A 24,479-nucleotide genomic window follows, 5' to 3' on the forward strand; every position below is an offset into this window, starting at 1 on the left:
ACAACAGAAATTTTGCGCGCTTTCTGTTATCCTTGCGCCGCAATTGCATTATTAACCAGAGGCTTTACATCGTTTATGTCCGGCTGGCCACGAATTTACTACAAATTACTTAATTTACCATTAAGCGTCCTGGTAAAAAGTAAGTCTATCCCAGCAGAACCTGCGCTGGAATTAGGACTCGATACGTCGCGCCCTATTATGTACGTTTTGCCTTATAACTCGAAGGCAGACCTGCTGACGCTTCGCGCCCAGTGTCTGGCGCATGATTTACCTGACCCACTTGAGCCGCTTGAAGTTGATGGCACTCTGCTGCCGCGCTATGTGTTTATCCACGGCGGGCCGCGCGTGTTTACCTATTACACGCCGAAAGAAGAGTCCATCAAGCTGTTCCATGATTATCTCGACCTGCACCGCAGCAATCCCGATCTGGATGTGCAGATGGTGCCAGTCTCAGTGATGTTTGGTCGCCGTCCGGGCCGCGAAAAAGGCGAAGAGAATCCGCCGCTGCGTATGCTCAACGGCATCCAGAAGTTCTTCGCGGTCTCCTGGCTGGGACGCGACAGCTTTGTGCGCTTCTCCCCTTCCGTTTCGCTGCGTCGTATGGCGGACGAGCACGGCACCGACAAGATCATCGCGCAAAAACTGGCACGCGTAGCGCGTATGCACTTCGCACGCCAGCGTCTGGCTGCCGTTGGGCCACGTCTCCCGGCGCGCCAGGATCTGTTCAACAAGCTGCTGGCCTCCAAAGCGATTGCCCGCGCAGTTGAAGACGAAGCGCGCAGCAAGAAGATTTCCCACGAGAAAGCACAGCAGAACGCCATTGCGCTGATGGAAGAGATCGCGGCGAACTTCTCCTACGAGATGATTCGTCTCTCCGACCGTATCCTGAGTTTTACCTGGAACCGTCTCTATCAGGGCATTAACGTCCACAACGCCGAGCGCGTACGCCAGCTGGCCCATGACGGTCATGAAATTGTTTATGTGCCCTGCCACCGCAGCCACATGGACTACCTGCTGCTCTCCTATGTGTTGTATCACCAGGGGCTGGTGCCACCGCACATTGCGGCGGGTATCAACCTTAACTTCTGGCCAGCAGGCCCGATCTTCCGCCGTCTGGGTGCGTTCTTTATTCGCCGTACCTTTAAGGGTAACAAGCTCTACTCCACGGTGTTCCGTGAATATCTCGGCGAGCTGTTCAGCCGCGGCTATTCCGTTGAATACTTCGTGGAAGGCGGTCGTTCCCGTACCGGTCGTCTGCTCGATCCGAAAACCGGCACGCTGTCGATGACCATCCAGGCGATGCTGCGCGGCGGTACGCGTCCAATCACGCTGGTGCCTATTTACATAGGCTATGAACACGTGATGGAAGTGGGCACTTACGCCAAAGAGCTGCGCGGTGCGACCAAAGAGAAAGAGAGCCTGCCGCAGATGCTGCGCGGCCTGAGCAAGCTGCGCAATCTTGGCCAGGGCTACGTGAACTTTGGCGAACCGATGCCGCTGATGACGTATCTGAACAACCATGTTCCAGAGTGGCGCGAGTCTATCGACCCTATCGAAGCGGTACGTCCGGCGTGGCTGACGCCTACGGTGAACGGCATTGCATCCGAGCTGATGGTGCGCATCAACAACGCAGGTGCGGCGAACGCCATGAACCTGTGCTGTACCGCGCTTCTGGCCTCTCGCCAGCGCTCACTCACCCGTGAGCAGTTGACCGAGCAGCTTGATTGCTACCTGAACATTATGCGCAACGTGCCGTATTCGGTTGATTCGACCGTGCCTACTGCTACCGCGAGCGAGCTCATCGACCACGCGCTGCAGATGAATAAGTTCGAAGTCGAGAAAGACACCATCGGTGACATCATCATTCTGCCGCGCGAGCAGGCCGTGTTGATGACGTACTACCGCAACAACATCACGCATATGCTGATGTTGCCTTCGCTGATGGCGGCCATTATTACCCAGCATCGCCGCATTTCGCGTCAGGAACTGTTGCGCCATCTTGAAGCCATCTACCCGATGCTGAAAGCGGAGCTGTTCCTGCGCTGGAGTAAAGATGAGCTGGCGGTAGAACTGGATAAAATGACGGAAGAGATGCGCCGTCAGGGGCTGATTACCCTGACTAATGACGAGCTGCATATCAACCCGTCGCGTTCCCGCACCCTGCAGCTGCTGGCCGCCGGTGCGCGTGAAACGCTGCAGCGCTACGCCATCACCTTCTGGCTGCTCAGCGCGAACCCGTCTATCAACCGCGGTACGCTGGAAAAAGAGAGCCGGACGCTGGCACAGCGCCTGTCTGTTCTGCACGGCATTAACGCACCGGAGTTCTTCGACAAAGCGGTCTTCAGCTCACTGGTGCTGACGCTGCGTGATGAAGGGTTTATCAGCGATACGGGCGATGCCGAACCGGAAGAGACGCTCAAGATTTACCAGATGCTGGCCGAGCTGATTACCTCGGACGTGCGTTTAACGATTGAAAGCGCGACGCAGGACGAGTGATGTAAAAAAGCCGGGTGGCGCTAACGCTTACCCGGCCTACATGTTCTGCTAAATCGTAGGCCGGGTAAGGCGAAGCCGCCACCCGGCTTTTTTATGAGAAGTAGCTCATCGCCAGGCCCAGGAACAGCACCAGACCGACGTAGTTATTATTTAAAAACGCTTTAAAGCAGGCTTCACGCTCGCGCTTCGCAATCAGCTTCTGCTGATACGCAAACAGCAGTCCCGCCACCAGCACGGACCAGTAAAATTCCCAGTTCAGCCCGTTCAGGCGACCAATCGCCACCATCAGCGCCAGCACCCCCACCTGCAAAATGCCGATAATCAGTTTGTCCTGACGGCCAAACAGGATCGCCGTCGACTTGACGCCAATCTTGAGATCGTCATCGCGGTCAACCATCGCGTACTGTGTATCGTACGCCACTGCCCAGAGAATATTCGCCAGGAACATCAGCCAGCAGCTGAGCGGAACAGATTCGCTAACCGCGGCAAACGCCATTGGAATCGACCAGCCAAATGCCGCGCCCAGCACCACCTGCGGCAGATGGGTGTAGCGTTTCATAAACGGGTAGACCCAGGCCAGCGCCAGCGCGGCGACAGACAGCAGGATCGTCATGGTGTTAAGCGTTAGCACCAGCAGGAAAGAGAGCAGCACCAGCACCACAAACAGCGTGCGCGCCTCTTTTTCCGTCACCTGGCCGCTGGGCAGCGGGCGATTAGCCGTTCGCTTTACATGTCCGTCAAATTTCCGGTCTGCATAGTCGTTTACTACACAGCCTGCAGCACGCATCAGCCAGACACCGGCAACAAACACCGCCAGGATCCACAGCGGCGGCAGGCCCGGCGTCGCTACCCACAGCGCCCATAGGGTTGGCCACAGCAGCAGCAATGCGCCAATCGGTTTATCCGTTCGCATTAAGCGGTGATAGGCCAGCAGCTTGTTTTGCGTCAGGCTCCACTCCATTTTGTCTTCCTCTCAGTACAACGGCGATGCCGGTAAAAAAAGCTCCGTCAATATTAACGGTTTACCACTCAGACGAAGGCGGGAACGACGCCCCCACAGGTCGGCATCACGGCCAATCTCAATAAAATCTCGGGTAAGTTCAGACGAGGTGAAAAGATACCGCCCCAGCGGCGTTTTCCCCAATCGTTGCAGGGCAAGCTCTGGCCCGGAAAGGGTAGACTCAGGCACCACCGTTCGCCCGGCAAGCCACGGCTCGCCGTCAGCACACAATAAAATTTCACGCAGCCAGTAGCGATCTTCTTTCGGCAACAGCGGCAGCTCGCTGGCGATGTCATCGGCAGAGACAAACCCTTCCTGAATCATCGTCACCGTGACCGTTTTGCCCTGTTGCTCAAAACGTTTCGTCATGGAATCTTCCAGCAGCAACCAGTCCAGTTGCTCCGGGTCAAGCGCGGGTATTTGGTCCAAATAGCGCAGCGCACGCAGTTGCGTAAGCGCGGGGTGTGACATGCCAGACTCTCCGATACATAACGTAATGGCATTGTATCGCAGAAACGCGGATTGAGGGCGGTCAAACGTTATTTAGCGATCACTATCGCAACAATGGCGCAACAGCGCGAAGTGAACCAAAAAAAGTGCGCCCACTCAGGCGCACTAAACTACTAACAAATCAGCACTGTGGGGAAACGGTTACCCCTTGCCTTTTACACTGCTGATAAAGGTGGAACGGGCAGTGGTTGAACCTAAACGTTCGGCCTCATCAAGCAGCTTCAGCGCTTTGTCGACATCGCCGCGCTTCACTGCCTGCTTAATGGCATTGTTGAAGTACGCTTCGGTGTCGTTCAGTACCGGCTCAGATGGCTTCGTTGGTGCTGGTGCAGGGGCCGATGCAGCCACAGGCGCGGCAGCAGCAGGTGCGGCATAGACGGGTGCCGCGGTGTTTCCTACCGTTACAGGGCCCGGGCCGGATGAGCCGAACAGAGGGCCGACGAGTACGCTTGAAGCACTGTTGGTGGAGACTTTCAGTTTGACCAGACCATCAGTGGTATGACGAGCAAGCGGGTCCGGAATATCCGGGACAGAGTTTCCGGTGCCTTTCGCGTAGGCTTTCGCCGGGTCAACCAGCTTTGTCGTCTTCTGCAAATCTTTTTCTGTGGTGAATACCAGGACATAAATCTTCTGCTGTCCCAGGGCTGGCGTCAGGCGCATTACGCCTTCCAGTCGGTCAGCGCTCATTACGCCCGGTTCCTGATAGCTAAAATAGTCGCTCGGGAAGTAGGCTGATGGCGTCATGTTTTGATCGAGGATCAGAACGTTAGGCGCGAATACGCTGGTTTGCTTGTTCACTTCGCTGGTCAGCGTCAGGGTCAGTTCACCAATATTGGCGGGCACGCTAAATGCCGCAACCGGGCCGCTGATACCAGGCACGTTCAGGGATTGACCACCGGCAGAAAGCTGAGTGGTTTGAACCTTTGATTGATCAACTGGCGTCCACACCAGCTGCTGGAGTGCCGCCGCCGGAATCGCTGGCGCAGCACTGGTATTTTGCGGAACGAAATTGACGTCTGCAAAGGTGACAGCCGGAACACAGGCCAGCAGCCCCGCAGAGAGGCACAGCGCGACGAGACTTTTCTTCATTTTCATTGTTATTACCTCTGATAGCGTGAGCACTGCGGTGGCCAGGCAATAGCGCGCAGCACCCTAAGGAGAGAGGGGCTTACGCCCCTCTTTTTAGGTCATTACGTCAGGTCTAACGAATTACCACCAGATTTCCATCTGGGCACCGAAGGTCCACTCATCGTTGTCGCCGCGGCTGAAGGTCTTCGCAGAGGTGTCACTGTAAGCCACGCCAGAGGTGTAGCCAGTGTCGCCGTTATTTGCGTAGCCCCATTTCTCATCCCACTTCGCGTAGGTTGCGAAGACACGGATAGCCGGACGAGACCAGATGCTGTCGCCTGCCTGCCATTGCTGTGCCAGGGTGATTTTGTATTGGCTGTTTTTGTCGTCAGTTTTCTGAGATTTGACGTTGTCGTAGCCCACTTCCAGCAGGGTGCTCATGATCGGCGTCCATTTGAACATTGGACGTACACCCACGGTCCACCACTCGGTGCCGTTGTTGTTGTCACGATCGATGTTCTGGTACATACCGACGTACATCAGGTCCCAACGGTCTGCCAGGGTGATTGCACCGTGGTCCAGCACACGCCACATGGAGCCGTCGTTATCAACGCTACCGCCTTGTGGAATACCTTTACCGTTTGAGGTCATGGAGTCCGTACCGTACTGCAGAACGAACTTGTTGAAGCCCTTCATCATGCTCTGGGTGTGTTCAGCGGTGAACAGCCAGCCATCTTTAGAGGCGCCAGGCTGCAGGTAATAATCGTCTGGAATGTTAGTGTGACCGTAATCAACACCCAGCTCCAGCGTACCGCCCGGGTTGGTTTCCAGACCCGCTAAACGGACATCGAAGACATCGTTTGGCACGACGTTGTCATAAACACGGTCACCGTTCGCATCACGATCGGCGAAGGTCGCAGAACCGCCGGACTCAGAAGAACGGGTTGCAGCCAGAGACAGTTTACCGAAGCCCAGATCGATGTTTTCGATACCCGCACCAGGACCAGAAATATCCCAGTAGTAGAAGTCGATCATGTGGACGTCATGACGTTGATAGAAACGCTTACCGGCCCAGATGGTGGAGCCTGGCAGCCATTCAATCAGGTTTTTACCCTGCACGTTAGCTTCACGGAAGGCCGGGCTGGTGGATTCCCAGTCGTTCTGCTGAGAAACGGAATACGCGACGTTAGTGTCGAAATAGAAGCTCTTATCGCCTTCTTTCCACACTTCCTGGCCCAGTTTCAGCTCGGCGTAGGTTTCACATTCGTTACCGAGACGGTATTTACTTTGTGCACCTGTTGCCTGGAAACATTGTTGTTCACCGCCACTCCCGGTCCAGCCAATGCCGGAACGAGCATAACCTTTAAAGTCCACGGCGCCTGCCTGGGCAGACAGGATGCCTGCCGCAACGGCGATTGCCAGAGGGACTTGTTTGCGCAGAGTAATCATCATTCTATCTCCTGAGATCATTGCTTTTCTTTGAACACTTCACCTGTCGGTTTCGTGTCTTCTTTTGGGATTGCTTAAACGCCAGGCTCTTTGTGCAGCCGACGACATGCGGTGCCATCCTCACGGAACAGATGGCAACGCTCTGGCGGCAAGCCGATAGCGAATTTGGCACCCTCTTCTACCAACACCACGTCATTCTGGCGGTAGACCAGGTTCTGACGGATGGCGGGGATCTGGATATGAATCTGTGTTTCGTGACCAAGCTGTTCGACGACCTGAACGTCACCTTCCAGGGTCACATCGGCGATGTGGCTCGGCAGCAGGTGCTCAGGACGAATACCCAGGGACATGTTTGCCCCAACCTGTACGTTGGCGCTGTCAACCGGCAGCCAGACCTGCTGACGGTTTGGCAGCTCCACCTGTACCTGTTCAATGGCTGTCGCGGTCACTTTGACGGGCAGGAAATTCATCTTTGGCGAGCCAATGAAGCCCGCAACAAAGCGGTCTGCCGGGTAGTGGTACAGCTCCAGCGGTTTACCCACCTGCGCCACGCGGCCGGCATCCAGCACCACGATTTTGTCGGCCAGCGTCATCGCTTCGACCTGATCGTGGGTGACGTAAATCATCGTGCGGCCAAGACGCTTGTGCAGACGGGAGATTTCGATACGCATCTGGACGCGCAGGGCGGCATCCAGGTTTGAGAGAGGTTCATCGAGCAGGAACACGCGCGGCTCGGCGACCAGGGTACGACCAATCGCCACGCGCTGACGCTGACCGCCGGAAAGTGCTTTCGGCTTACGCTCCAGCAGGTGCGCCAGCTGCAGCACTTCCGCTACCTGCGTCACGCGCTGGTTAATAACGTCTTTCTTCGCGCCAGCCAGCTTCAGGCCAAAGGACATGTTTTCCGCAACGGAAAGGTGGGGATAAAGTGCATAAGACTGGAACACCATGCCGACGCCACGTTCGGCAGGCGGGATGTCGTTCATTCGGGTATCACCGATCAGCAGATCGCCGCTGGTGATGGTTTCAAGACCGGCAATCATACGCAGCAGAGTAGATTTACCACAGCCTGATGGGCCAACAAACACCACGAACTCGCCTTCAGTGATGTCCAGATTGATGTCTTTAGACACCACTACGTCGCCCCAGGCTTTCGTTACATTACGCAGCTGTACGCTCGCCATGCCCTTCTCCCTTCGTTACAACCTGTCACCGACAGAAACATTCAAGATAAGTTCACTATGGGGTATCCATTACTTTCCCGAATCCTCCACCCCCCGCCTTTTTTATGGGGGAGGAGGCGGGAGGATGAGAGAGCAGGCTCTGCGACCGCGGCTGGAGGGCTGAGGCAAAATTCGTGAAGCCACCTGCAAAATTCGGTGGGTTTTTATGTGCGCCAGCACTCATAACTTAAATTTATGCAACCGGGATCACACAAACAGGGGGTGGGGCGTAGGGGCTGGGAGGATGGAAAGAGGATGTCAAATAAGGAGACTGAGTCACGTTGAACCACCTCAGTGTATCCACGAGCACATCACCAAAAAAGGATGGCAGATATGAAGATCAAGACTGGCGCACGCGTTTTCGCATTGTCCGCCCTGGCAGCAATGATGATTTCCGCACCGGCTCTCGCCAAAATTGAAGAAGGTAAGCTGGTTATCTGGATTAACGGCGATAAAGGCTATAACGGCCTGGCCGAAGTGGGTAAGAAATTCGAGAAAGACACCGGCATCAAAGTGACCGTAGAACATCCGGACAAGCTGGAAGAGAAATTCCCGCAGGTTGCAGCGACCGGCGACGGCCCGGACATCATCTTCTGGGCGCATGACCGTTTCGGTGGTTACGCACAGTCTGGTCTGCTGGCTGAAGTGACCCCAGATAAAGCCTTCCAGGACAAGCTGTTCCCGTTCACCTGGGACGCCGTCCGCTATAACGGCAAGCTGATCGCTTATCCAATCGCGGTTGAAGCGCTGTCTCTGATTTACAACAAAGACCTGGTACCAAACCCGCCGAAGACCTGGGAAGAGATCCCTGCCCTGGATAAAGAGCTGAAGGCGAAAGGTAAATCCGCCCTGATGTTCAACCTGCAAGAGCCGTACTTCACCTGGCCGCTGATTGCTGCCGACGGCGGCTACGCGTTCAAGTTTGAAAACGGCAAATATGACGTGAAAGACGTGGGCGTGGACAACGCGGGCGCGAAAGCGGGTCTGACCTTCCTGGTTGACCTCATCAAGAACAAACACATGAACGCGGATACCGACTACTCCATCGCGGAAGCGGCGTTCAATAAAGGCGAAACCGCGATGACCATCAACGGTCCGTGGGCCTGGACCAACATCGACAAGAGCAAAATCAACTACGGCGTGACGCTGCTGCCAACCTTCAACGGCAAGCCGTCAAAACCGTTCGTGGGCGTGCTGAGCGCAGGCATCAACGCCGCCAGCCCGAACAAAGAGCTGGCAAAAGAGTTCCTGGAAAACTACCTGCTGACCGATCAGGGTCTGGATGAAGTGAACAAGGACAAACCGCTGGGTGCCGTTGCGCTGAAATCCTTCCAGGACCAGCTGGCGAAAGATCCACGCATCGCGGCCACCATGGATAACGCCCAGAAAGGCGAGATCATGCCAAACATCCCGCAGATGGCCGCGTTCTGGTACGCCACCCGTACTGCGGTTATCAACGCAGCAAGCGGTCGCCAGACCGTTGATGCCGCGCTGAAAGATGCTCAGGGTCGTATTACTAAGTAAGTCTGAAAAACGGCGGGTGGCGCGTGCGCTTACCCGCCCTACGACTACGGCACGATCCGTAGGTCAGGTAAGCGCAGCGCCACCTGACGATAAGTTTCCACCGTTGTAGAGGAAGAACCCCATGGATGTCATTAAAAAGAAGCACTGGTGGCAAAGCGACGCACTGAAGTGGTCAGTGATAGGTCTGCTGTGTCTGCTGGTGGGTTACCTTGTTGTTTTAATGTACGTACAAGGGGAATATCTGTTTGCCATCATGACGCTGATTTTAAGCTCTGCTGGCCTGTATATTTTCGCCAACCGTAAAGCCTACGCCTGGCGCTATGTCTACCCTGGCGTGGCCGGGATGGGGCTATTTGTTCTCTTCCCGCTGATCTGTACCATCGCCATTGCGTTCACCAACTACAGCAGCACTAACCAGCTCGCGCAGGAACGCGCAACGCAGGTGCTTCTGGACCGCTCTTATCAGGCGGGTAAAACCTTTAACTTCGGCCTGTATCCTGCGGGTGACGAGTGGAAGTTAGCACTCACTGACGGAGAGAGCGGCAAAAACTATATCTCCGACGCGTTCAAATTTGGCGGCGAGCAAAAGCTGGCCTTAAAAGAGGCTGCGGCCCTGCCGGAAGGTGAACGTGCCAATCTGCGCGTGATTACGCAAAACCGTCAGGCGCTGACCCAGCTCACCGCCGTGCTGCCAGACGAAAGCAAAGTGACCATGAGCTCGCTGCGCCAGTTCTCCGGCACGCAGCCGCTGTACACGCTTGCGGATGACGGCACCCTGACCAACAATCAGAGCGGCGTGAAATATCGCCCGAATAATGACATTGGTTTCTATCAGTCCATTACTGCCGACGGCAAATGGGGTGATGACAAGCTCAGCCCGGGCTATACCGTCACCATCGGCTGGGACAACTTTACCCGCGTGTTTACCGACGAAGGCATTCAGAAACCGTTCTTCGCCATCTTCGTCTGGACGGTCGTTTTCTCGGTCCTGACCGTGATCCTGACCGTCGCCGTCGGCATGATACTGGCCTGCCTCGTCCAGTGGGAATCCCTGAAGGGCAAAGCGATTTACCGCGTGCTGTTGATTCTGCCGTACGCCGTACCGTCGTTTATCTCAATTCTGATTTTCAAAGGGCTGTTTAACCAGAGCTTCGGTGAAATCAACATGATGCTGAGCGCGCTGTTCGGTATCAAACCGGCCTGGTTCAGCGACCCAACAACCGCCCGCTCGATGATTATCATCGTGAACACCTGGCTCGGTTACCCCTACATGATGATCCTGTGCATGGGCCTGCTGAAGGCTATCCCGGACGATCTGTATGAAGCCTCGGCGATGGACGGCGCGGGTCCGTTCCAGAACTTCTTCAAAATTACGCTGCCGCTGCTCATTAAGCCGCTGACGCCGCTGATGATAGCCAGCTTCGCCTTTAACTTTAACAACTTCGTGCTGATTCAGCTGTTGACCAACGGCGGCCCGGATCGACTCGGTACGACTACGCCAGCAGGCTATACCGACCTGCTCGTGAGCTACACCTACCGCATCGCTTTCGAAGGCGGCGGCGGTCAGGACTTCGGCCTGGCAGCGGCGATTGCTACCCTGATCTTCCTGCTGGTTGGCGCACTGGCGATTGTCAACCTGAAAGCCACACGTATGAAATTCGACTAAGGAGGGCACTGATTATGTCTATGGTCCAACCCAAATCACAGAAGCTGCGCCTCCTCGCGACGCACTTAGGCCTGCTGATTTTTATCGCGGCGATCATGTTCCCGCTGCTGATGGTTATCGCCATCTCCCTGCGTTCGGGTAACTTCGCGACAGGAAGCCTGATCCCGGATGAAATCTCCTGGGAGCACTGGAAGCTCGCGCTGGGCTTCAGCGTTGAACACGCGGATGGCCGCGTCACGCCGCCGCCGTTCCCGGTGCTGCTCTGGCTGTGGAACTCGGTGAAGGTTGCGACCATCACCGCGATCGGCATCGTGACGCTCTCCACGACCTGCGCTTATGCCTTCGCCCGCATGCGTTTCCCGGGCAAAGCGACGCTGCTGAAAGGGATGCTGATTTTCCAGATGTTCCCGGCCGTGCTGTCGCTGGTGGCGTTGTATGCCTTGTTTGACCGCCTGGGCCAGTACGTGCCGTTCATCGGCCTGAACACCCACGGCGGCGTGATCTTCGCCTACCTTGGCGGTATCGCGCTGCATGTATGGACCATCAAAGGCTATTTCGAAACCATCGACGGCTCGCTGGAAGAAGCGGCGTCGCTGGATGGCGCTACCCCGTGGCAGGCGTTCCGTCTGGTTCTGCTGCCGCTGTCGGTGCCGATTCTGGCGGTGGTGTTTATCCTGTCGTTTATCGCTGCGATCACCGAAGTACCGGTTGCCTCACTGTTACTGCGCGATGTGAACAGCTACACCCTGGCCGTCGGCATGCAGCAATACCTCAACCCGCAAAACTACCTGTGGGGCGACTTTGCCGCGGCGGCCGTACTCTCTGCCATCCCGATTACCGTGGTGTTCCTGCTGGCCCAGCGCTGGCTGGTGAATGGCCTGACGGCGGGCGGTGTGAAAGGTTAAGTTTCATTTGTTATGCCACTGCAACCCTCAACTTTAGACGTATTGTATTGACCCAACTTGTGACTGTTGTTAGGCGCTCTTCGGAGCGCCATTTTTTTATTCGCGTTTCAGCCGCTTCGAGTTGCACAGCCAGAGGGTGATCACCAGCAGCAGGATCGCCGCCGAGTAGATCAGTACGTCGAGCGGGGATTTATGATCGACGATGATCAGCCGCACTATCGCAGTGATACCAATGTAGACAAAATAACGCAGCGGGAAGTGAAAGCCGGACTGAAAGTACTTCACAATCAGGGCGATAAATTCGAAGTAGAGAAAGTAGACCACCAGCCCTTCCACCAGCGCATATTTGCTGGTTTGTTCTGGGGCGAACAGTACATCCGCCAGATGCACCGTCTCTTTGCCGAGAAAGACGACCAGTATCAGGCCAAGGCTCAGCAGACCGAGGTTCAGCACGGTCTGGAGGATCGTTGAGATAAACTCAACGCGCGGACGCGTCAGGGATGTCATACAGCACCTCATTCTCCAGGGCGAGGTTCCTGTATAACGCAAAAATGTGACGGGGATCTATATTTTTTGTTTATGTTTGGCGCAACGGAGAGGATTCCCCTCACCCCGGCCCTCTCCCCAAAGGGGCGAGGGAGAAAAGACAGCGCCGAGCGATCCCCTCTCCCCTTTGGGGAGAGGGTTAGGGTGAGGGGCATCAGCGGAAGTTAACGTTCTTGTCACTGGTCATGTCATACAGCTGGAACTTACGCCCAAGCTGCTGGCCGCCGTCGCGCGTCAGCGGCGTCCAGCCCACTGCCGCACGGCTGCGGGTTGGTCCTGACGAGAAGAGATCCAGCGGAATCGACACATAAACCCCTTTGGTGAAGTCCCCTTCCCCGTATTCGTCCGGCGAAACGTTGGTGATGGTGGCATAGCCGCCCACTACTACGCCGCTGTCGAAGTGTTTGGAGATATCCAGCGTACCGCCCTTATCGCCCGCCAGATACTGGCCGACGCTGGCTTTCACCAGCACGTCCTGCGCGAACGACGGCGTCCAGTAGGCGGTCAGGTGACCCGTTTTGACGCTGTAGTCGGTGAACTTCATCATGTCCTGCGCGCTGCGCCAGTCACGCTGTTTGACGTAGTTAGCATCAATCCCAAACGCCCAGTTGCTGTCAACAGGACGGTACAACACCTCCGCCCCCGCACCGCCGAACATGGTTTCCAGATACCCGCCGTACACCTGGCCGTAGAAGCCGTTGCCGAAGTACTGGAAGTAGTTGGCCTGCAGGTTGTTCACGTAAGCGTTGTTCTGCACATACTCACGCACGCGGGTACGCACCCGCGGCAGCGTCGAGTCGTTTGGCGGGTTGGTGTAGTTGAACTTGTCGTAGTTGTTGGCGATGTTGCCGAACAGGCTGCCGGTGGTCAGCAGGTGGTCGGTGACCCACAGATCCGCCGTCGCCATCACGCCCAGCTGGTACATATAGAAGTTTTCAGGGCCGCCGACGGACTGGTTCAGCACCGGGTCGATATGGAAATCAAAGCGGGATTTATCGATATACCAGCCCTGCTCGGTGGTGTCTGGCACCACGGGCTCGATGCGTTTTTGCACCAGCTCGGTTTCATGCCCGAGCGGTTCACCTTCCAGATGGCGCTTCAGGCTGGCGACGTCCGTTTCGGTCGTCACCTGCGGCATGTTGAGGCGGTTTTCCGTCACGCGGATCGTGCGGATCCCCTCCGGCAGATCGTTCATCACGATCCGGTTAGCGCGCTCGATCCCTTCGCGCGAGTCGCGGTATTTCACCTGCTCGCCGGTGACGTACAGCGTGTCGCCCTTGGTCTGAATTTTCGGATCGGCCAGACCGGCGTTGTATTTCAGTAACGTCAGCTGATTGGCGACCACAGAGTGCTGGAGGATCGCATCCTGCGGCTCAGGCTGATACGCAGGCCGCGCATTGTCGTTATAGTGCGGACGCATATCGTTAAAGTTGGTGCGCAGCGTGAAGCCAAACATCAGGGTATTGCCACGCTCGTAGCTGAGGTTAACGTCGGCCCAATCGGTGACGCGGTAAATGGCGCCGACGTTAAACTTGCTCTTCTGCTCAATTTTCCCGGCGAAGTCCTGCGAGTAATCATTCCCTTCATACTCCAGCTTCAGGCGTAATGGCTGCCACGGTGTCTGATACTCCACGCCGCCAAACAGCGAGGCCGGGCCGTGGAACATTTGATCGCCGTTGATGGAGCCCGCTTTCTGGTAGCTGTTATCGCGGTAGCAGTATTTATCGCTGTAGGTACAAAACGGGTTTTTGACGTTGCCGCTGGTTCCCAGATAGCCCCAGCCAAGCCCCAGTGAGAAGTCAAACGGCCCCCAGGCTTTGCTGGCCACGATGTATTCCGCGTCAAACAGACCGGTCCCGCCGATATCTTTCGCACCGACGGACACCTGCGGCATCCAGTAGCTCTCTTCCCACAGGCGCAGCTTGACGTCGAAGGCCTTGTCCTTATAGGTCTGATCGCCAGAGAAAGCCTCGACGCTGCTGTACTGTTTGGTACGCACGTCGGTATAGCGCAGCGTGGTTTCGAGCCACGGGAAAAGCTGTACGGAGGCGGAGTAGTAGCGATACTGATCGTTATCGCGATAGTTGAGGCTGATCTCCCCCTCGCGTGCCATACGCGCGGTAGGGGTTTGCAGTAAACCAACGCCGCCGAAGTCTGATTGCGACGGTCCAACGGGCGCCGGATACGTTTCCGCATGGCAGGCAGCGCTTACGCACAGCGCCAGCATGCTGTAGAGATAGGTTCTTTTCATTAATCCGGTATCCGCTGCGTCAGGGAATGAAGGATATCGGCATTAAGCCCGTCATACGCCTTCGTCCAGAAATGGTCGGCAAAGCCGACAAAAATCACGCTGCCGGGCATGGGTTCGATATGTCGCTTATTCCAGTACGCTACCGGTGCTTTTTGCGTATGCCCGTCGGGATAAACAATCCAGGCGTAGCTGTTATCCGCGCCGCTCAGCAGGCTTTGTTCGTCGAGGTAGCTCGCCACATCGCGACCGGGGGTAAAGGGCTTTTTGCCCGGGCTGCTGATTAGCCCCATCACGGTCACCGTCGTCGGCTTCACTGGCAGCCAGAGCGTGTACTCTCCTTCAAGCGTGGGGTTACCCTTTTCCGCGACGCGCACTTCATCTGGATCAAGGTTCACCTTCTGGCGGCCTGTTACCTTCAGCGCCTGGAGCTGCTGGCGAACGTTGTTGATAGCGGCGGCATCATCGCCGTCTTCCTGCTCCGCCAAACCCGTCAGGCGAGCCAGCAGGGCATGGTGTTGTTGTTCCGCCACTACCGTTGCCTGACGCTCGCTGATGACCGCTCCCGGCCACCAGCTGTTAGCCAGCCTTGGCTGTCCAACGAGATCGAGCAGATGCTCTGCGTTAGTTAAGGTTTTGGGTTGCGCGTTGTCCGGCGTGTAGACTTTCACTGTTCCCGCTGACCATGCCAGCGGCGTGGCAAGACTGGCGAGAAGCGCAACGTGGATGAGCGTTTTCATGATTTCGCCGCCTTGATCAGGGTTGTTTTCACCGGGAAGAAACCGGCACCGAGATACTGCAAGGACTGGCGAATTTGCCCTTCTTCATCTATCCAGTAACGGTTATGCCAGGTCGCCTGATCGGTCGTGACCTCTTCATCCAGCACGCGAGTCTGCGTTTCGTCGCTACCGACGTTGACACTGTCGGTGCCGTCCCAGCGGAAGGTAGAACGCGCCGTGGCGTAGCGCACCTGCTGGTGTTCGGTCCAACCCATTGTGCGCGTCCAGCTTGCGCCGTCGGTAATCTGGTTAGGTTTGATCAGCGGATCGTCGGCGAGGTTGTTTACCTCAAGCAGATTGTCACCACCAAGCAGCGTTTTCACGATACGACCATGCTGCGTCACGATGGTGGCCCGATCCTGCGTCACCCATTTCTGCTGCCCGTTTTCATCGAAAGCGAGCACCACAAACAGTTGCGGGCCATCGTTTAGCTGCATGTACTGGCTGGCATACGGCATGTTCTGCAGTTCGTCATCGGTCAGATGCACGCCCGGCGTACCGAACAGGCTGTCCCACAGGGAATTTCCCAGCCCTTTGGTGGTGGCTGAGCACGCCTGCAACAGCAGGCAAATCATAATGATTGCAGGTCGCTTCACGACTCTTCTCCGAAGGGCGAAATAACCACACCGAAGTGTGGTTATGATTAAAACACCCGCTATTACTGGGTGCTGGTCGTCGTGGTGGTCGTGGTTCCGGTATTGGAGCCATCACCGCCACCGGTTGCCGCCAGCGCGACACCCACGGCTGAACTTACGGTGCTGGCGCTGGCTGCGGTAGAACTTCCCGCAGACGCAGACGTCGCAGCCGACCCTGCTGCTTCCCCGACCTGAACCGGAGCTGCATAAACAGATGTCGCCGCAAGCGCAGATATGGCAAAAATGCCATACAGTACTTTTTTCATAACAATTTCCCTTCAATGAATGAATGGAGATTTGCCCGAAAAGAAATTCAGGCGGATTCGAGTATACACAACTAAAGCAGCGGGATTGCCGTGCGGATAAATAGGGATGGCGTTTTCAGACTAATGGATAAAAACGAAATAGAAGATGAATTAATAAAATATATTTTGATTAAAAATCAATATGATATAATAAACACGCAATAATTTAATTATCCGGATCTTCCTAAAATAAACCGCAGTGATTAACGGGTTAACGGGCTTTTTCAGATAAAACTCAGAACCATAATTTGAGTTAACTAACAGACATCAGGATTTATCCGATAAAAAAATGCCGGCATATCGCCGGCATTTTTCATGACATATTGATTACGCACGCCATGCTTTATAACGGTTAATCAGGCCGTTTGTAGAGCTGTCGTGGCTGTCGATCGCTTTATCGTCACCCAGCTCTGGCAGAATGCGGTTTGCCAGCTGTTTGCCCAGCTCAACGCCCCACTGGTCAAAGGTGAAGATGTTCAGGATAGCGCCCTGCGTGAAGATCTTATGCTCGTACAGGGCAATCAGCGCGCCCAGGCTGAACGGGGTGATTTCGCGCAGCAGGATGGAGTTGGTTGGACGGTTGCCTTCGAACACTTTGAACGGCACAACGTGGTCCAGGGTTGCCGGATCTTTACCCTGGTCACGGTATTCTTGCTCTACCACCTCGCGGGATTTACCGAACGCCAGCGCTTCGGTCTGCGCGAAGAAGTTGGACAGCAGCTTCGGATGGTGGTCGGACAGCGGGTTATGGGTGATAGCCGGCGCGATGAAATCGCACGGTACCATTTTGGTGCCCTGGTGAATCAGCTGGTAAAACGCATGCTGGCCGTTGGTGCCCGGCTCGCCCCAGATGATTGGGCCAGTCTGGTAATCCACCGCGTTGCCGTTACGGTCCACGTATTTACCGTTGGATTCCATGTTGCCCTGCTGGAAGTAGGCCGCAAAGCGGTGCATATACTGGTCGTACGGCAGGATCGCTTCGGTTTCGGCGCCGAAGAAGTTGTTGTACCAGATCCCGATCAGCGCCAGCAGCACCGGCAGGTTTTTCTCAGGCGCGGTGGTGGAGAAGTGTTTGTCCATCGCGTGCGCGCCGGAGAGCAGCTCAACGAAGTTGTCAAAGCCCACGGACAGGATGATGGACAGGCCAATCGCGGACCAGAGTGAGTAGCGGCCGCCAACCCAGTCCCAGAACTCGAACATGTTCGCAGTATCAATACCGAACTCGCCCACCGCTTTACCGTTGGTAGACAGCGCCGCGAAGTGTTTCGCCACGTGCTTGTTGTCGCCAGCCGTTTTCAGGAACCAGTCGCGCGCGCTGTGGGCGTTGGTCATGGTTTCCTGGGTGGTGAAGGTTTTGGACGCGACCAGGAACAGGGTGGTTTCCGGGTTCACGTTCTTCAGCACTTCGGCGATGTGGGTACCATCGACGTTAGACACGAAATGCATGTTGAGGTGGTTTTTGTACGGACGCAGCGCTTCGGTCACCATGAATGGGCCGAGGTCAGAACCGCCGATACCGATGTTCACCACGTCGGTGATAGCCTTGCCGGTGTAGCCTTTCCAGCTGCCGGAGATGATCGCTTCAGAGAAGGCTTTCATCTTTTCCAGCACCGCGTTCACTTCCGGCATGACGTCTTTGCCGTCAACGATGATTGGCGTATTGCTACGGTTACGCAGCGCCACGTGCAGCACGGCGCGGTCTTCGGTACGGTTGATCTTCTCACCGGAGAACATGGATTTGATGGCGTCGGCAAGCTCAGTCTCTTTCGCCAGATCCTGCAGTTTTGCCAGCGTCTCTTCGGTAATGCGGTTTTTGGAGAAATCCACCAGCATCAGGTCGTCGAAGGTTGCGGAGAACTTATTGAAACGATCGGCATCTTTCGCGAACAGATCCGCGATGGTGACGTCTTTCATTTCATCAAAATGTTTCTGTAGTGCCTGCCAGGCAGCGGTCTGCGTTGGGTTGATGTTTTTCATTAGCAATACTCTTCTGATTTGAGAATTGTGACTGCGGTCGATTGTAGCGCCTGCAAATAAAAATTGTGATGGTTTTTATGCCATTGCCCTGGCCTGTATCAAACGCAGGTGAAAAGACCCGAAAAGTATAGCTGCTGGCGGAGCCTCCTGGGGCGGCGAAATGTCGCCCAAAACAGGCTAAAAGGGAGCATAAAATATGGCCCTGTTATAAGTCCTGTTACTGAGGGGTACCCCCCCATAAAAAATCCGCATAATCCCAGCATTGACAGGACCTCCCCCACATTTTATTTATAGGGCCGTATTTTGCGCCTGCACCTGTTTTCGTTTCTTTCTTGTGCCATGGTCGCTCTATTCATTCCCTGACACGAGGTTGTTATGACGAGTTTTGTGGTCGCCAAGTTTGGCGGCACCAGTGTGGCCGATTACGATGCCATGAACCGCAGCGCCGATGTGGTGCTGGCCGATCCGAATACCCGCCTGGTGGTGCTGTCTGCATCCGCCGGCGTGACGAACCTGCTGGTTTCTCTGTCTGAAGGACTTGAAGCGACAGAACGTTTCGTGAAGCTGGATGCACTGCGCAAAATTCAGTTCGACATTCTTGAGCGTCTGCAGAACCCGAACGTGATCCGCGAGGAAGTGGAACGTCTGCTGGAAAATATCACTACCCTGGCAGAAGCCGCCTCTTTGGCTACCTCCACCGCCCTGACCGACGAACTGGTCAGCCACGGGGAGCTGATGTCCACCCTGCTGTTTGTTGAGATCATGCGCGAGCGTAACGTACAGGCGCAGTGGTTTGACGTGCGTAAAGTGATGCGCACCAGCGACCGCTTTGGCCGCGCCGAGCCGGACGTTGAAGCGCTGGCGGAGCTGACCAATCAGCAGCTGGCTCCGCGTCTGGCGGAAGGCATGGTGATCACCCAGGGCTTTATTGGCAGCGAAGCGAAAGGACGCACGACGACGCTGGGCCGCGGCGGCAGCGATTATACCGCCGCTCTGCTGGGCGAAGCGCTGCACGCCACCCGCGTGGACATCTGGACAGATGTTCCAGGTATCTACACCACCGATCCACGCGTGGTCTCTGCGGCAAAACGTATTGACGTGATCGCCTTTGAAGAAGCGGCTGAAATGGCCACTTTCGGCGCGAAAGTGCTACATCCGGCAACGCTGCTGCCTGCGGTGCGCAGCGATATTCCTGTCTTCGTGGGCTCCAGTAAAGATCCGAAAGCGGGCGGCACGCTGGTCTGCAAGAAAACCGAGAACCCGCCATTGTTCCGCGCGCTGGCCCTGCGTCGTAAGCAGACGCTGGTTACGTTACACAGCCATAATATGCTGCACTCCCGCGGCTTCCTGGCGGAAGTGTTTGGCATTCTGGCGCGCCACAATATCTCCGTGGACCTGATCACCACCTCTGAAGTGAGCATTGCGCTGACGCTGGACACCACCGGCTCTACCTCAACCGGTGACACCCTGCTGACGCAGTCGCTGCTGATTGAACTGTCTGAACTGTGTCGCGTGGAAGTGGAAGAAAACCTGGCGCTGGTGGCCATCATCGGCAACAAGCTGTCGCGCGCCTGCGGCGTGGGTAAAGAGGTGTTTGGCGTGCTCGACCCGTTCAACATCCGCATGATCTGCTACGGTGCGTCCAGCTACAACCTCTGCTTCCTGGTGCCTGCCGATCAGGCCGAGCCGGTCGTGCAGAAACTTCATCAGAATTTGTTTGAATAAAATTCGTTAGCACGATAAACATTATCTACAAGCCGGGCACAGACCCGGCTTTTTCATAACTAAACAACACGACAATACTGCAAGGAAACCACTATGTTATCCGCCATTACGCGGCTGTTCCCGTTATGGGCGCTGCTGCTCTCCGTACTCGCGTATTACACCCCCACCACGTTCACCGGTATTGGTCCGTGGGTCACCACGCTGCTGATGCTGATCATGTTCGGTATGGGCGTGCATCTGAAAGTCGACGACTTTAAGCGCGTGCTGTCTCGCCCGGCACCGGTCGCCGCCGGGATTTTCCTGCACTACCTGGTGATGCCGCTCGCGGCGTGGCTGCTGGCGATGGCCTTCAACATGCCACCGGATCTGTCCGCCGGGATGGTGCTGGTGGGCAGCGTCGCCAGCGGTACGGCATCTAACGTGATGATCTATCTCGCGAAAGGCGATGTGGCGCTCTCCGTCACGATCTCATCCGTTTCGACGCTGGTTGGCGTCGTTGCTACACCGCTACTAACCCGCCTGTACGTGGATGCGCATATTCAGGTGGACGTAATGGGCATGCTGCTGAGTATTCTACAAATCGTGGTGATCCCGATTGCGGTGGGGCTGGTCATTCACCATCTTTTCCCGCGCGTGGTGAAGGCCGTTGAGCCCTACCTGCCCGCGTTTTCAATGGCCTGTATTCTGGCCATCATCAGCGCCGTGGTGGCGGGGTCCGCCTCACACATTGCTTCCGTAGGCTTTGTGGTGATCGTCGCGGTGGTGCTGCATAACACCATCGGCCTGCTGGGCGGCTACTGGGGCGGGAAACTGTTTGGCTTCGACGAATCGACCTGCCGCACGCTGGCAATCGAGGTAGGGATGCAGAACTCCGGCCTGGCGGCGGCGCTCGGTAAAATCTACTTCTCGCCGCTGGCGGCCCTGCCGGGTGCGCTGTTCTCCGTCTGGCACAACCTCTCCGGCTCGCTGCTGGCGGGCTACTGGTCCGGCAAACCGATTGATGAACAAACGAAAAAAGATGCGGTGAAGCAGGGTTAATTGACTCAGCTTACTTTACACTGAAGCCTCTCTCTCAGGAGGCTTCAGCAATGGCGACACCACGTTTGACCCAGAAAGACATGACCGAAGCCGAGCAGCGCGAACTGAAAACGCTTCTCGACCGCGCCCGCATCGCGCATGGCCGCACGCTGACGAACGCCGAAACCAATCAGGTTAAGAAAGAGTACATCGATAAACTGATGGCGCAGCGTGACGCCGAGGCGAAAAAAGCCCGCAAACTGAAAAAGCAGCAGGCTTACAAGCCGGATACCGAAACGACCTTTTCCTGGGCGGCCAATACCTCTACCCGTGGAAGGCGCTAGCTAGCGCCCTTTCTTTTTACGGCCAGGCTGGGTAAATCGCTTCCCGTTGCCCGGTTTGCCGCGTCCTTTCTCTTCCGCCTGCGGTGCCTTCACGACCGGACGCTTAATGGCCTGGGTTTTCGGTTTTGCTTTGGCCTTCGGCTTCGCTTCGGACGAGGAGTTCTCGATAAGCTTGAACAGCTCGATCAGTTCGTCGTCCGTTAAGTCGCGCCATTCGCCCAGCGGAATGCCGGAGAGGCTGACGTTCATGATGCGCGTGCGCTCCAGCTTCGTCACTTCATAACCGAAGTATTCGCACATGCGGCGGATCTGGCGGTTTAAGCCCTGCACCAGGGTAATGCGGAACGCGAACGGCGCTTCTTTCTTGACCTTACACTTTTTCGTGACGGTACCGAGGATCGGCACGCCCGCGCCCATACCGCGAATAAAGTCGTCCGTCACCGGCTTGTTCACCGTGACAATGTACTCTTTCTCGTGGTCGTTACCGGCACGCAGGATTTTGTTGACCAGGTCACCGTGGTTGGTGAGGAAAATCAGCCCCTGAGAGTCTTTATCCAGACGGCCAATCGGGAAGATACGGCTGCTGTGGTTCACGAAATCAACGATGTTGTCCCGCTCGCCGTCTTCCGTGGTGCTGACAATCCCAACCGGTTTGTTCAACGCGATAAACACCAGGTCTCCAGCATCACGCGGTTCGATGACCTGACCATTCACTTTAACCACATCGCCAGGCACCACCTGATCGCCGATGGTGGCGCGTTTGCCGTTAAGAAACACGTTACCTTGTTCAATGTAACGGTCAGCCTCGCGACGTGAGCAGATCCCGCTCTCGCTAATGTATTTGTTTAATCGGGTTGATTGAGTTGGCAGCATAGTTTCTCCTGTGAAGGGCGAAATATACCTTACCTTGCGGCTGACAAAAAAGTGTTAGTAACCGTTGATCAAAAAATCGAGTGCATCCCGCAATGAAGCACGGTTTTGCGTAAGATCGGCGACACGCTCGCCTAACTCTTTTGGCGATATGCCTGCCTATTGATCCATCAGAACGACCTCTGAAAGTCACTAAAGGAGCCGTTTTCATCAACCCACTGGTTAATGGCCTCGATAGAAACTTTATTTTCTGCTAACCACTCTGCGCGCTGATGCGCACGAAACTGCTCCTGCAGTGCAGCCGTGAGTACAGCGGAGAGATTAAGCTTAAGCCGTCGCGCCTCTTCAAGGATTTCTGGTGCTAACGACACATTGACTGATTTTTTGATGCCACGAGTAGTGCGCATGAGAACCCCCATCGAAATGCGCATGAATTGGCGAAGTGTAGCGTAATAAACGAGCATTTCTATTCCCTAAAAAACGTAAAGTCTGAAGGGTAAATGGCGCTTGATAAGGTGTCACGCCTCGCAACAAGGTTTTGCGAGGCGCTTTCAGAGATTAATACTCATCCCGCTCGTCGTCTTCATCCGGCTGTTCCATCACGCTGTACGCCACCGCGCAGAACAACGAATTCAGGCGCTTCATATCCCCCAGCAGCCCCAGGTGCAGGGAGCTGGTTTCGATACTCTGCACGTTCTGCTGGTGCAGACGCTCAACGTGAGCGTGCGAGTAGCGGCGGTTCAGAATGCGGAAACGGTGCTTGTTGCGGCGCAGGCGGCGCGCGCTCGGCACGTCGCTGGAGAAGAACACCGACATCGCCAGCTTGAGGTTGCTGACCAGCTGTTCGTGCAGCGCTTCCAGCTCCTTCAGCCCTTCTCCCGAGAACGCACGGCGCGCGGCCAGGGATTTGTCGGCAATCTCGCTGCCCATACGTTCAACGATATCCGAGGCCTGCTCAAGGTTGAGCGACATCTCGATGATTTCCGCCCAGCGGCGCGACTCCTCTTCCGCCAGCTCGTCCTGCGGGAGGCGCGCCAGATAGAGCTTAATGGCGGTGTACAGCACGTTGATATCGTCTGCCAGCCTGCGCAGCTCTTTCTCTTCGCGCGGCTCGCCGTGCATCACCTTCTGCAGCCCTTCGAGCATGGTTTCCATCGCATCGCCCATGCGCAGCGTTTCACGGGCGGCATTAGCGATAGCCAGCGCGGGCGTATCCAGCACCGAGGTATCCAGATGCTTCGGCTTGAGGCGCGCATCCAGCTCCGGTTCATCGCGGATAAGACGCTCGCAGAAGCGGGCCATCGCCGCAGCGAACGGCACCATCGCCAGACAGCGCACCAGGTTGTAGAAGACGTGGAAGTAGATCACCAGCTCCGCCTTCGGCAGCGGAAGGTTGTTCATCAGGTTCGCCAGCGGATGAACGAACGGCAGAATAATCAGGCTGCCCACCAGCTTAAACAGCAGGCTGCCCAGCGCCACGCGGCGGGCGGCGGCATTGGCGGCGCTGTTATTGAGCATCGCCAGCAGGCCGGAGCCGAGGTTGGCCCCGATCACCAGACACAGCGCCACCGGGAAGGATATCGCGCCTGCAGCGGTGAGCGTTGCCGTCAGCAGGACCGCTGCCAGGCTGGAGTAGCTGACGATAGCAAATACCGCACCGATCAGCGCATCCAGCATGATATCCCCGGTCAGCGAGGCGAAGATGACCTGCACGCCGTTGGCTTCGGTGATGGGGGTAACCGCCTGAACAATCAGCTCCAGCGCCAGCAGGATCAGTCCGAGGCCAATCCCCACGCGGCCAAGCTGTCCGGCACGCGTCTGCTTACGTCCGAGGAAAAAGATCACGCCGAGGAAAATCAGCAGCGGCGACAGCCAGGAGAGATCGAAGGTCAGAACACGTGCCATCAATGCGGTACCGACGTCGGCCCCCAGAACGATCACCAGAGCCGGGGCGAGTGCGACCAGATCCTGCGCCACAAACGAGGTGACGAGCATGGTGGTGGCGTTGCTGCTTTGCACCAGCGCCGTAACGCCGATGCCCGCGCAGAACGCGAGCGGCTTCTTCTCAACGCTGCTGCTGAGGACGGTACGTAATCGCGCGCCGAACACGCGCATCACGCCAGTACGGACGATATGGGTGCCCCAAACGAGCAGTGCAACTGCAGAGAGCAGGTGTAACAACGTCAACACGG

At 56.2% G+C, this 24,479-nt stretch carries 21 protein-coding genes; 7 read left to right on the forward strand and 14 right to left on the reverse strand.

The window, feature by feature from the left end; all coding sequences use genetic code 11:
• The first annotated feature begins 75 nt into the window (after window positions 1-75).
• On the forward strand, window positions 76-2,496 hold the full coding sequence (gene plsB, locus KK102_RS21170; protein ID WP_126546110.1) for a glycerol-3-phosphate 1-O-acyltransferase PlsB: 2,421 nt from the start codon (window positions 76-78) through the stop codon (window positions 2,494-2,496).
• Between the two features lie 91 nt (window positions 2,497-2,587).
• On the opposite strand, the gene ubiA is transcribed toward plsB, so the two are convergent.
• The 5 genes from ubiA to malK all read right to left on the reverse strand — a co-directional run bounded on the left by ubiA (window position 2,588) and on the right by malK (window position 7,707).
• Entirely contained in the window at window positions 2,588-3,457 is an 870-nt protein-coding gene (gene ubiA, locus KK102_RS21175; RefSeq protein ID WP_126546109.1) for a 4-hydroxybenzoate octaprenyltransferase, read from the reverse strand.
• A gap of 12 nt (window positions 3,458-3,469) precedes the next feature.
• The gene (gene ubiC, locus KK102_RS21180; RefSeq protein ID WP_126546108.1) at window positions 3,470-3,967 is read right to left on the reverse strand and encodes a chorismate lyase; all 498 of its coding nucleotides are present in this window, start codon (window positions 3,965-3,967) and stop codon (window positions 3,470-3,472) included.
• A gap of 180 nt (window positions 3,968-4,147) precedes the next feature.
• The gene (gene malM, locus KK102_RS21185; protein ID WP_126546107.1) at window positions 4,148-5,101 is read right to left on the reverse strand and encodes a maltose operon protein MalM; all 954 of its coding nucleotides are present in this window, start codon (window positions 5,099-5,101) and stop codon (window positions 4,148-4,150) included.
• Window positions 5,102-5,215: 114 nt separating this feature from the next.
• Window positions 5,216-6,526 carry a maltoporin gene (locus KK102_RS21190; RefSeq protein ID WP_126546106.1) on the reverse strand — a complete coding sequence of 437 codons (1,311 nt, stop codon included), beginning with the start codon at window positions 6,524-6,526 and terminating at the stop codon, window positions 5,216-5,218.
• 71 nt (window positions 6,527-6,597) lie between these two features.
• Complete coding sequence (gene malK / locus KK102_RS21195) at window positions 6,598-7,707, reverse strand: maltose/maltodextrin ABC transporter ATP-binding protein MalK (RefSeq protein WP_126546105.1); 1,110 nt, start codon at window positions 7,705-7,707, stop codon at window positions 6,598-6,600.
• A 372-nt stretch (window positions 7,708-8,079) separates the two neighbouring features.
• Between malK and malE the strand changes: the two genes are divergently transcribed.
• The 3 genes from malE (at window position 8,080) to malG (ending at window position 11,841) form a co-directional block, all read left to right on the forward strand.
• Window positions 8,080-9,270 carry a maltose/maltodextrin ABC transporter substrate-binding protein MalE gene (malE, locus tag KK102_RS21200; RefSeq protein WP_017382618.1) on the forward strand — a complete coding sequence of 397 codons (1,191 nt, stop codon included), beginning with the start codon at window positions 8,080-8,082 and terminating at the stop codon, window positions 9,268-9,270.
• Window positions 9,271-9,391: 121 nt separating this feature from the next.
• Window positions 9,392-10,936 carry a maltose ABC transporter permease MalF gene (malF, locus tag KK102_RS21205; protein WP_126546104.1) on the forward strand — a complete coding sequence of 515 codons (1,545 nt, stop codon included), beginning with the start codon at window positions 9,392-9,394 and terminating at the stop codon, window positions 10,934-10,936.
• A 14-nt stretch (window positions 10,937-10,950) separates the two neighbouring features.
• Entirely contained in the window at window positions 10,951-11,841 is an 891-nt protein-coding gene (gene malG, locus KK102_RS21210) for a maltose ABC transporter permease MalG (protein ID WP_126546103.1), read from the forward strand.
• A gap of 96 nt (window positions 11,842-11,937) precedes the next feature.
• On the opposite strand, the gene psiE is transcribed toward malG, so the two are convergent.
• The 6 genes from psiE to pgi form a co-directional block, all read right to left on the reverse strand.
• Entirely contained in the window at window positions 11,938-12,348 is a 411-nt protein-coding gene (gene psiE / locus KK102_RS21215) for a phosphate-starvation-inducible protein PsiE (protein ID WP_000202963.1), read from the reverse strand.
• Window positions 12,349-12,541: 193 nt separating this feature from the next.
• Window positions 12,542-14,638 carry a YjbH domain-containing protein gene (locus tag KK102_RS21220; protein ID WP_126546102.1) on the reverse strand — a complete coding sequence of 699 codons (2,097 nt, stop codon included), beginning with the start codon at window positions 14,636-14,638 and terminating at the stop codon, window positions 12,542-12,544.
• Window positions 14,638-15,375: a capsule biosynthesis GfcC family protein gene (locus KK102_RS21225; protein ID WP_108418101.1), complete on the reverse strand. Its 738-nt coding sequence runs from the start codon at window positions 15,373-15,375 to the stop codon at window positions 14,638-14,640. Before KK102_RS21225 ends, KK102_RS21220 begins: the two co-directional genes overlap by 1 nt.
• Complete coding sequence (locus KK102_RS21230) at window positions 15,372-16,010, reverse strand: YjbF family lipoprotein (protein ID WP_126546100.1); 639 nt, start codon at window positions 16,008-16,010, stop codon at window positions 15,372-15,374. Before KK102_RS21230 ends, KK102_RS21225 begins: the two co-directional genes overlap by 4 nt.
• A 62-nt stretch (window positions 16,011-16,072) precedes the next feature.
• Entirely contained in the window at window positions 16,073-16,315 is a 243-nt protein-coding gene (gene yjbE / locus KK102_RS21235) for an exopolysaccharide production protein YjbE (RefSeq protein ID WP_008503423.1), read from the reverse strand.
• Between the two features lie 366 nt (window positions 16,316-16,681).
• A complete protein-coding gene (gene pgi, locus KK102_RS21240; RefSeq protein ID WP_216358377.1) occupies window positions 16,682-18,331 on the reverse strand; it encodes a glucose-6-phosphate isomerase in 1,650 nt (549 codons plus the stop codon).
• 375 nt (window positions 18,332-18,706) lie between these two features.
• Between pgi and lysC the strand changes: the two genes are divergently transcribed.
• The 3 genes from lysC (at window position 18,707) to KK102_RS21255 (ending at window position 21,417) form a co-directional block, all read left to right on the forward strand.
• Window positions 18,707-20,056 carry a lysine-sensitive aspartokinase 3 gene (lysC, locus tag KK102_RS21245; RefSeq protein ID WP_126546098.1) on the forward strand — a complete coding sequence of 450 codons (1,350 nt, stop codon included), beginning with the start codon at window positions 18,707-18,709 and terminating at the stop codon, window positions 20,054-20,056.
• Window positions 20,057-20,149: 93 nt separating this feature from the next.
• Window positions 20,150-21,094, forward strand: coding sequence for a ketopantoate/pantoate/pantothenate transporter PanS (gene panS, locus KK102_RS21250; protein WP_126546097.1), 945 nt, complete (start codon window positions 20,150-20,152; stop codon window positions 21,092-21,094).
• Between the two features lie 50 nt (window positions 21,095-21,144).
• The gene (locus KK102_RS21255; protein WP_126546096.1) at window positions 21,145-21,417 is read left to right on the forward strand and encodes a YjbD family protein; all 273 of its coding nucleotides are present in this window, start codon (window positions 21,145-21,147) and stop codon (window positions 21,415-21,417) included.
• Here KK102_RS21255 and rluF read toward each other — a convergent pair whose 3' ends face one another.
• The 3 genes from rluF to KK102_RS21270 form a co-directional block, all read right to left on the reverse strand.
• The gene (gene rluF, locus KK102_RS21260; protein WP_216358378.1) at window positions 21,418-22,290 is read right to left on the reverse strand and encodes a 23S rRNA pseudouridine(2604) synthase RluF; all 873 of its coding nucleotides are present in this window, start codon (window positions 22,288-22,290) and stop codon (window positions 21,418-21,420) included.
• Between the two features lie 167 nt (window positions 22,291-22,457).
• The gene (locus tag KK102_RS21265) at window positions 22,458-22,751 is read right to left on the reverse strand and encodes a type II toxin-antitoxin system CcdA family antitoxin (RefSeq protein ID WP_126546095.1); all 294 of its coding nucleotides are present in this window, start codon (window positions 22,749-22,751) and stop codon (window positions 22,458-22,460) included.
• Between the two features lie 94 nt (window positions 22,752-22,845).
• Window positions 22,846-24,477: a Na/Pi cotransporter family protein gene (locus KK102_RS21270; protein WP_216358379.1), complete on the reverse strand. Its 1,632-nt coding sequence runs from the start codon at window positions 24,475-24,477 to the stop codon at window positions 22,846-22,848.
• Window positions 24,478-24,479 lie beyond the last annotated feature (2 nt).

Source organism: Enterobacter quasimori (assembly GCF_018597345.1).
In the GTDB taxonomy this organism is placed as follows: domain Bacteria; phylum Pseudomonadota; class Gammaproteobacteria; order Enterobacterales; family Enterobacteriaceae; genus Enterobacter; species Enterobacter mori.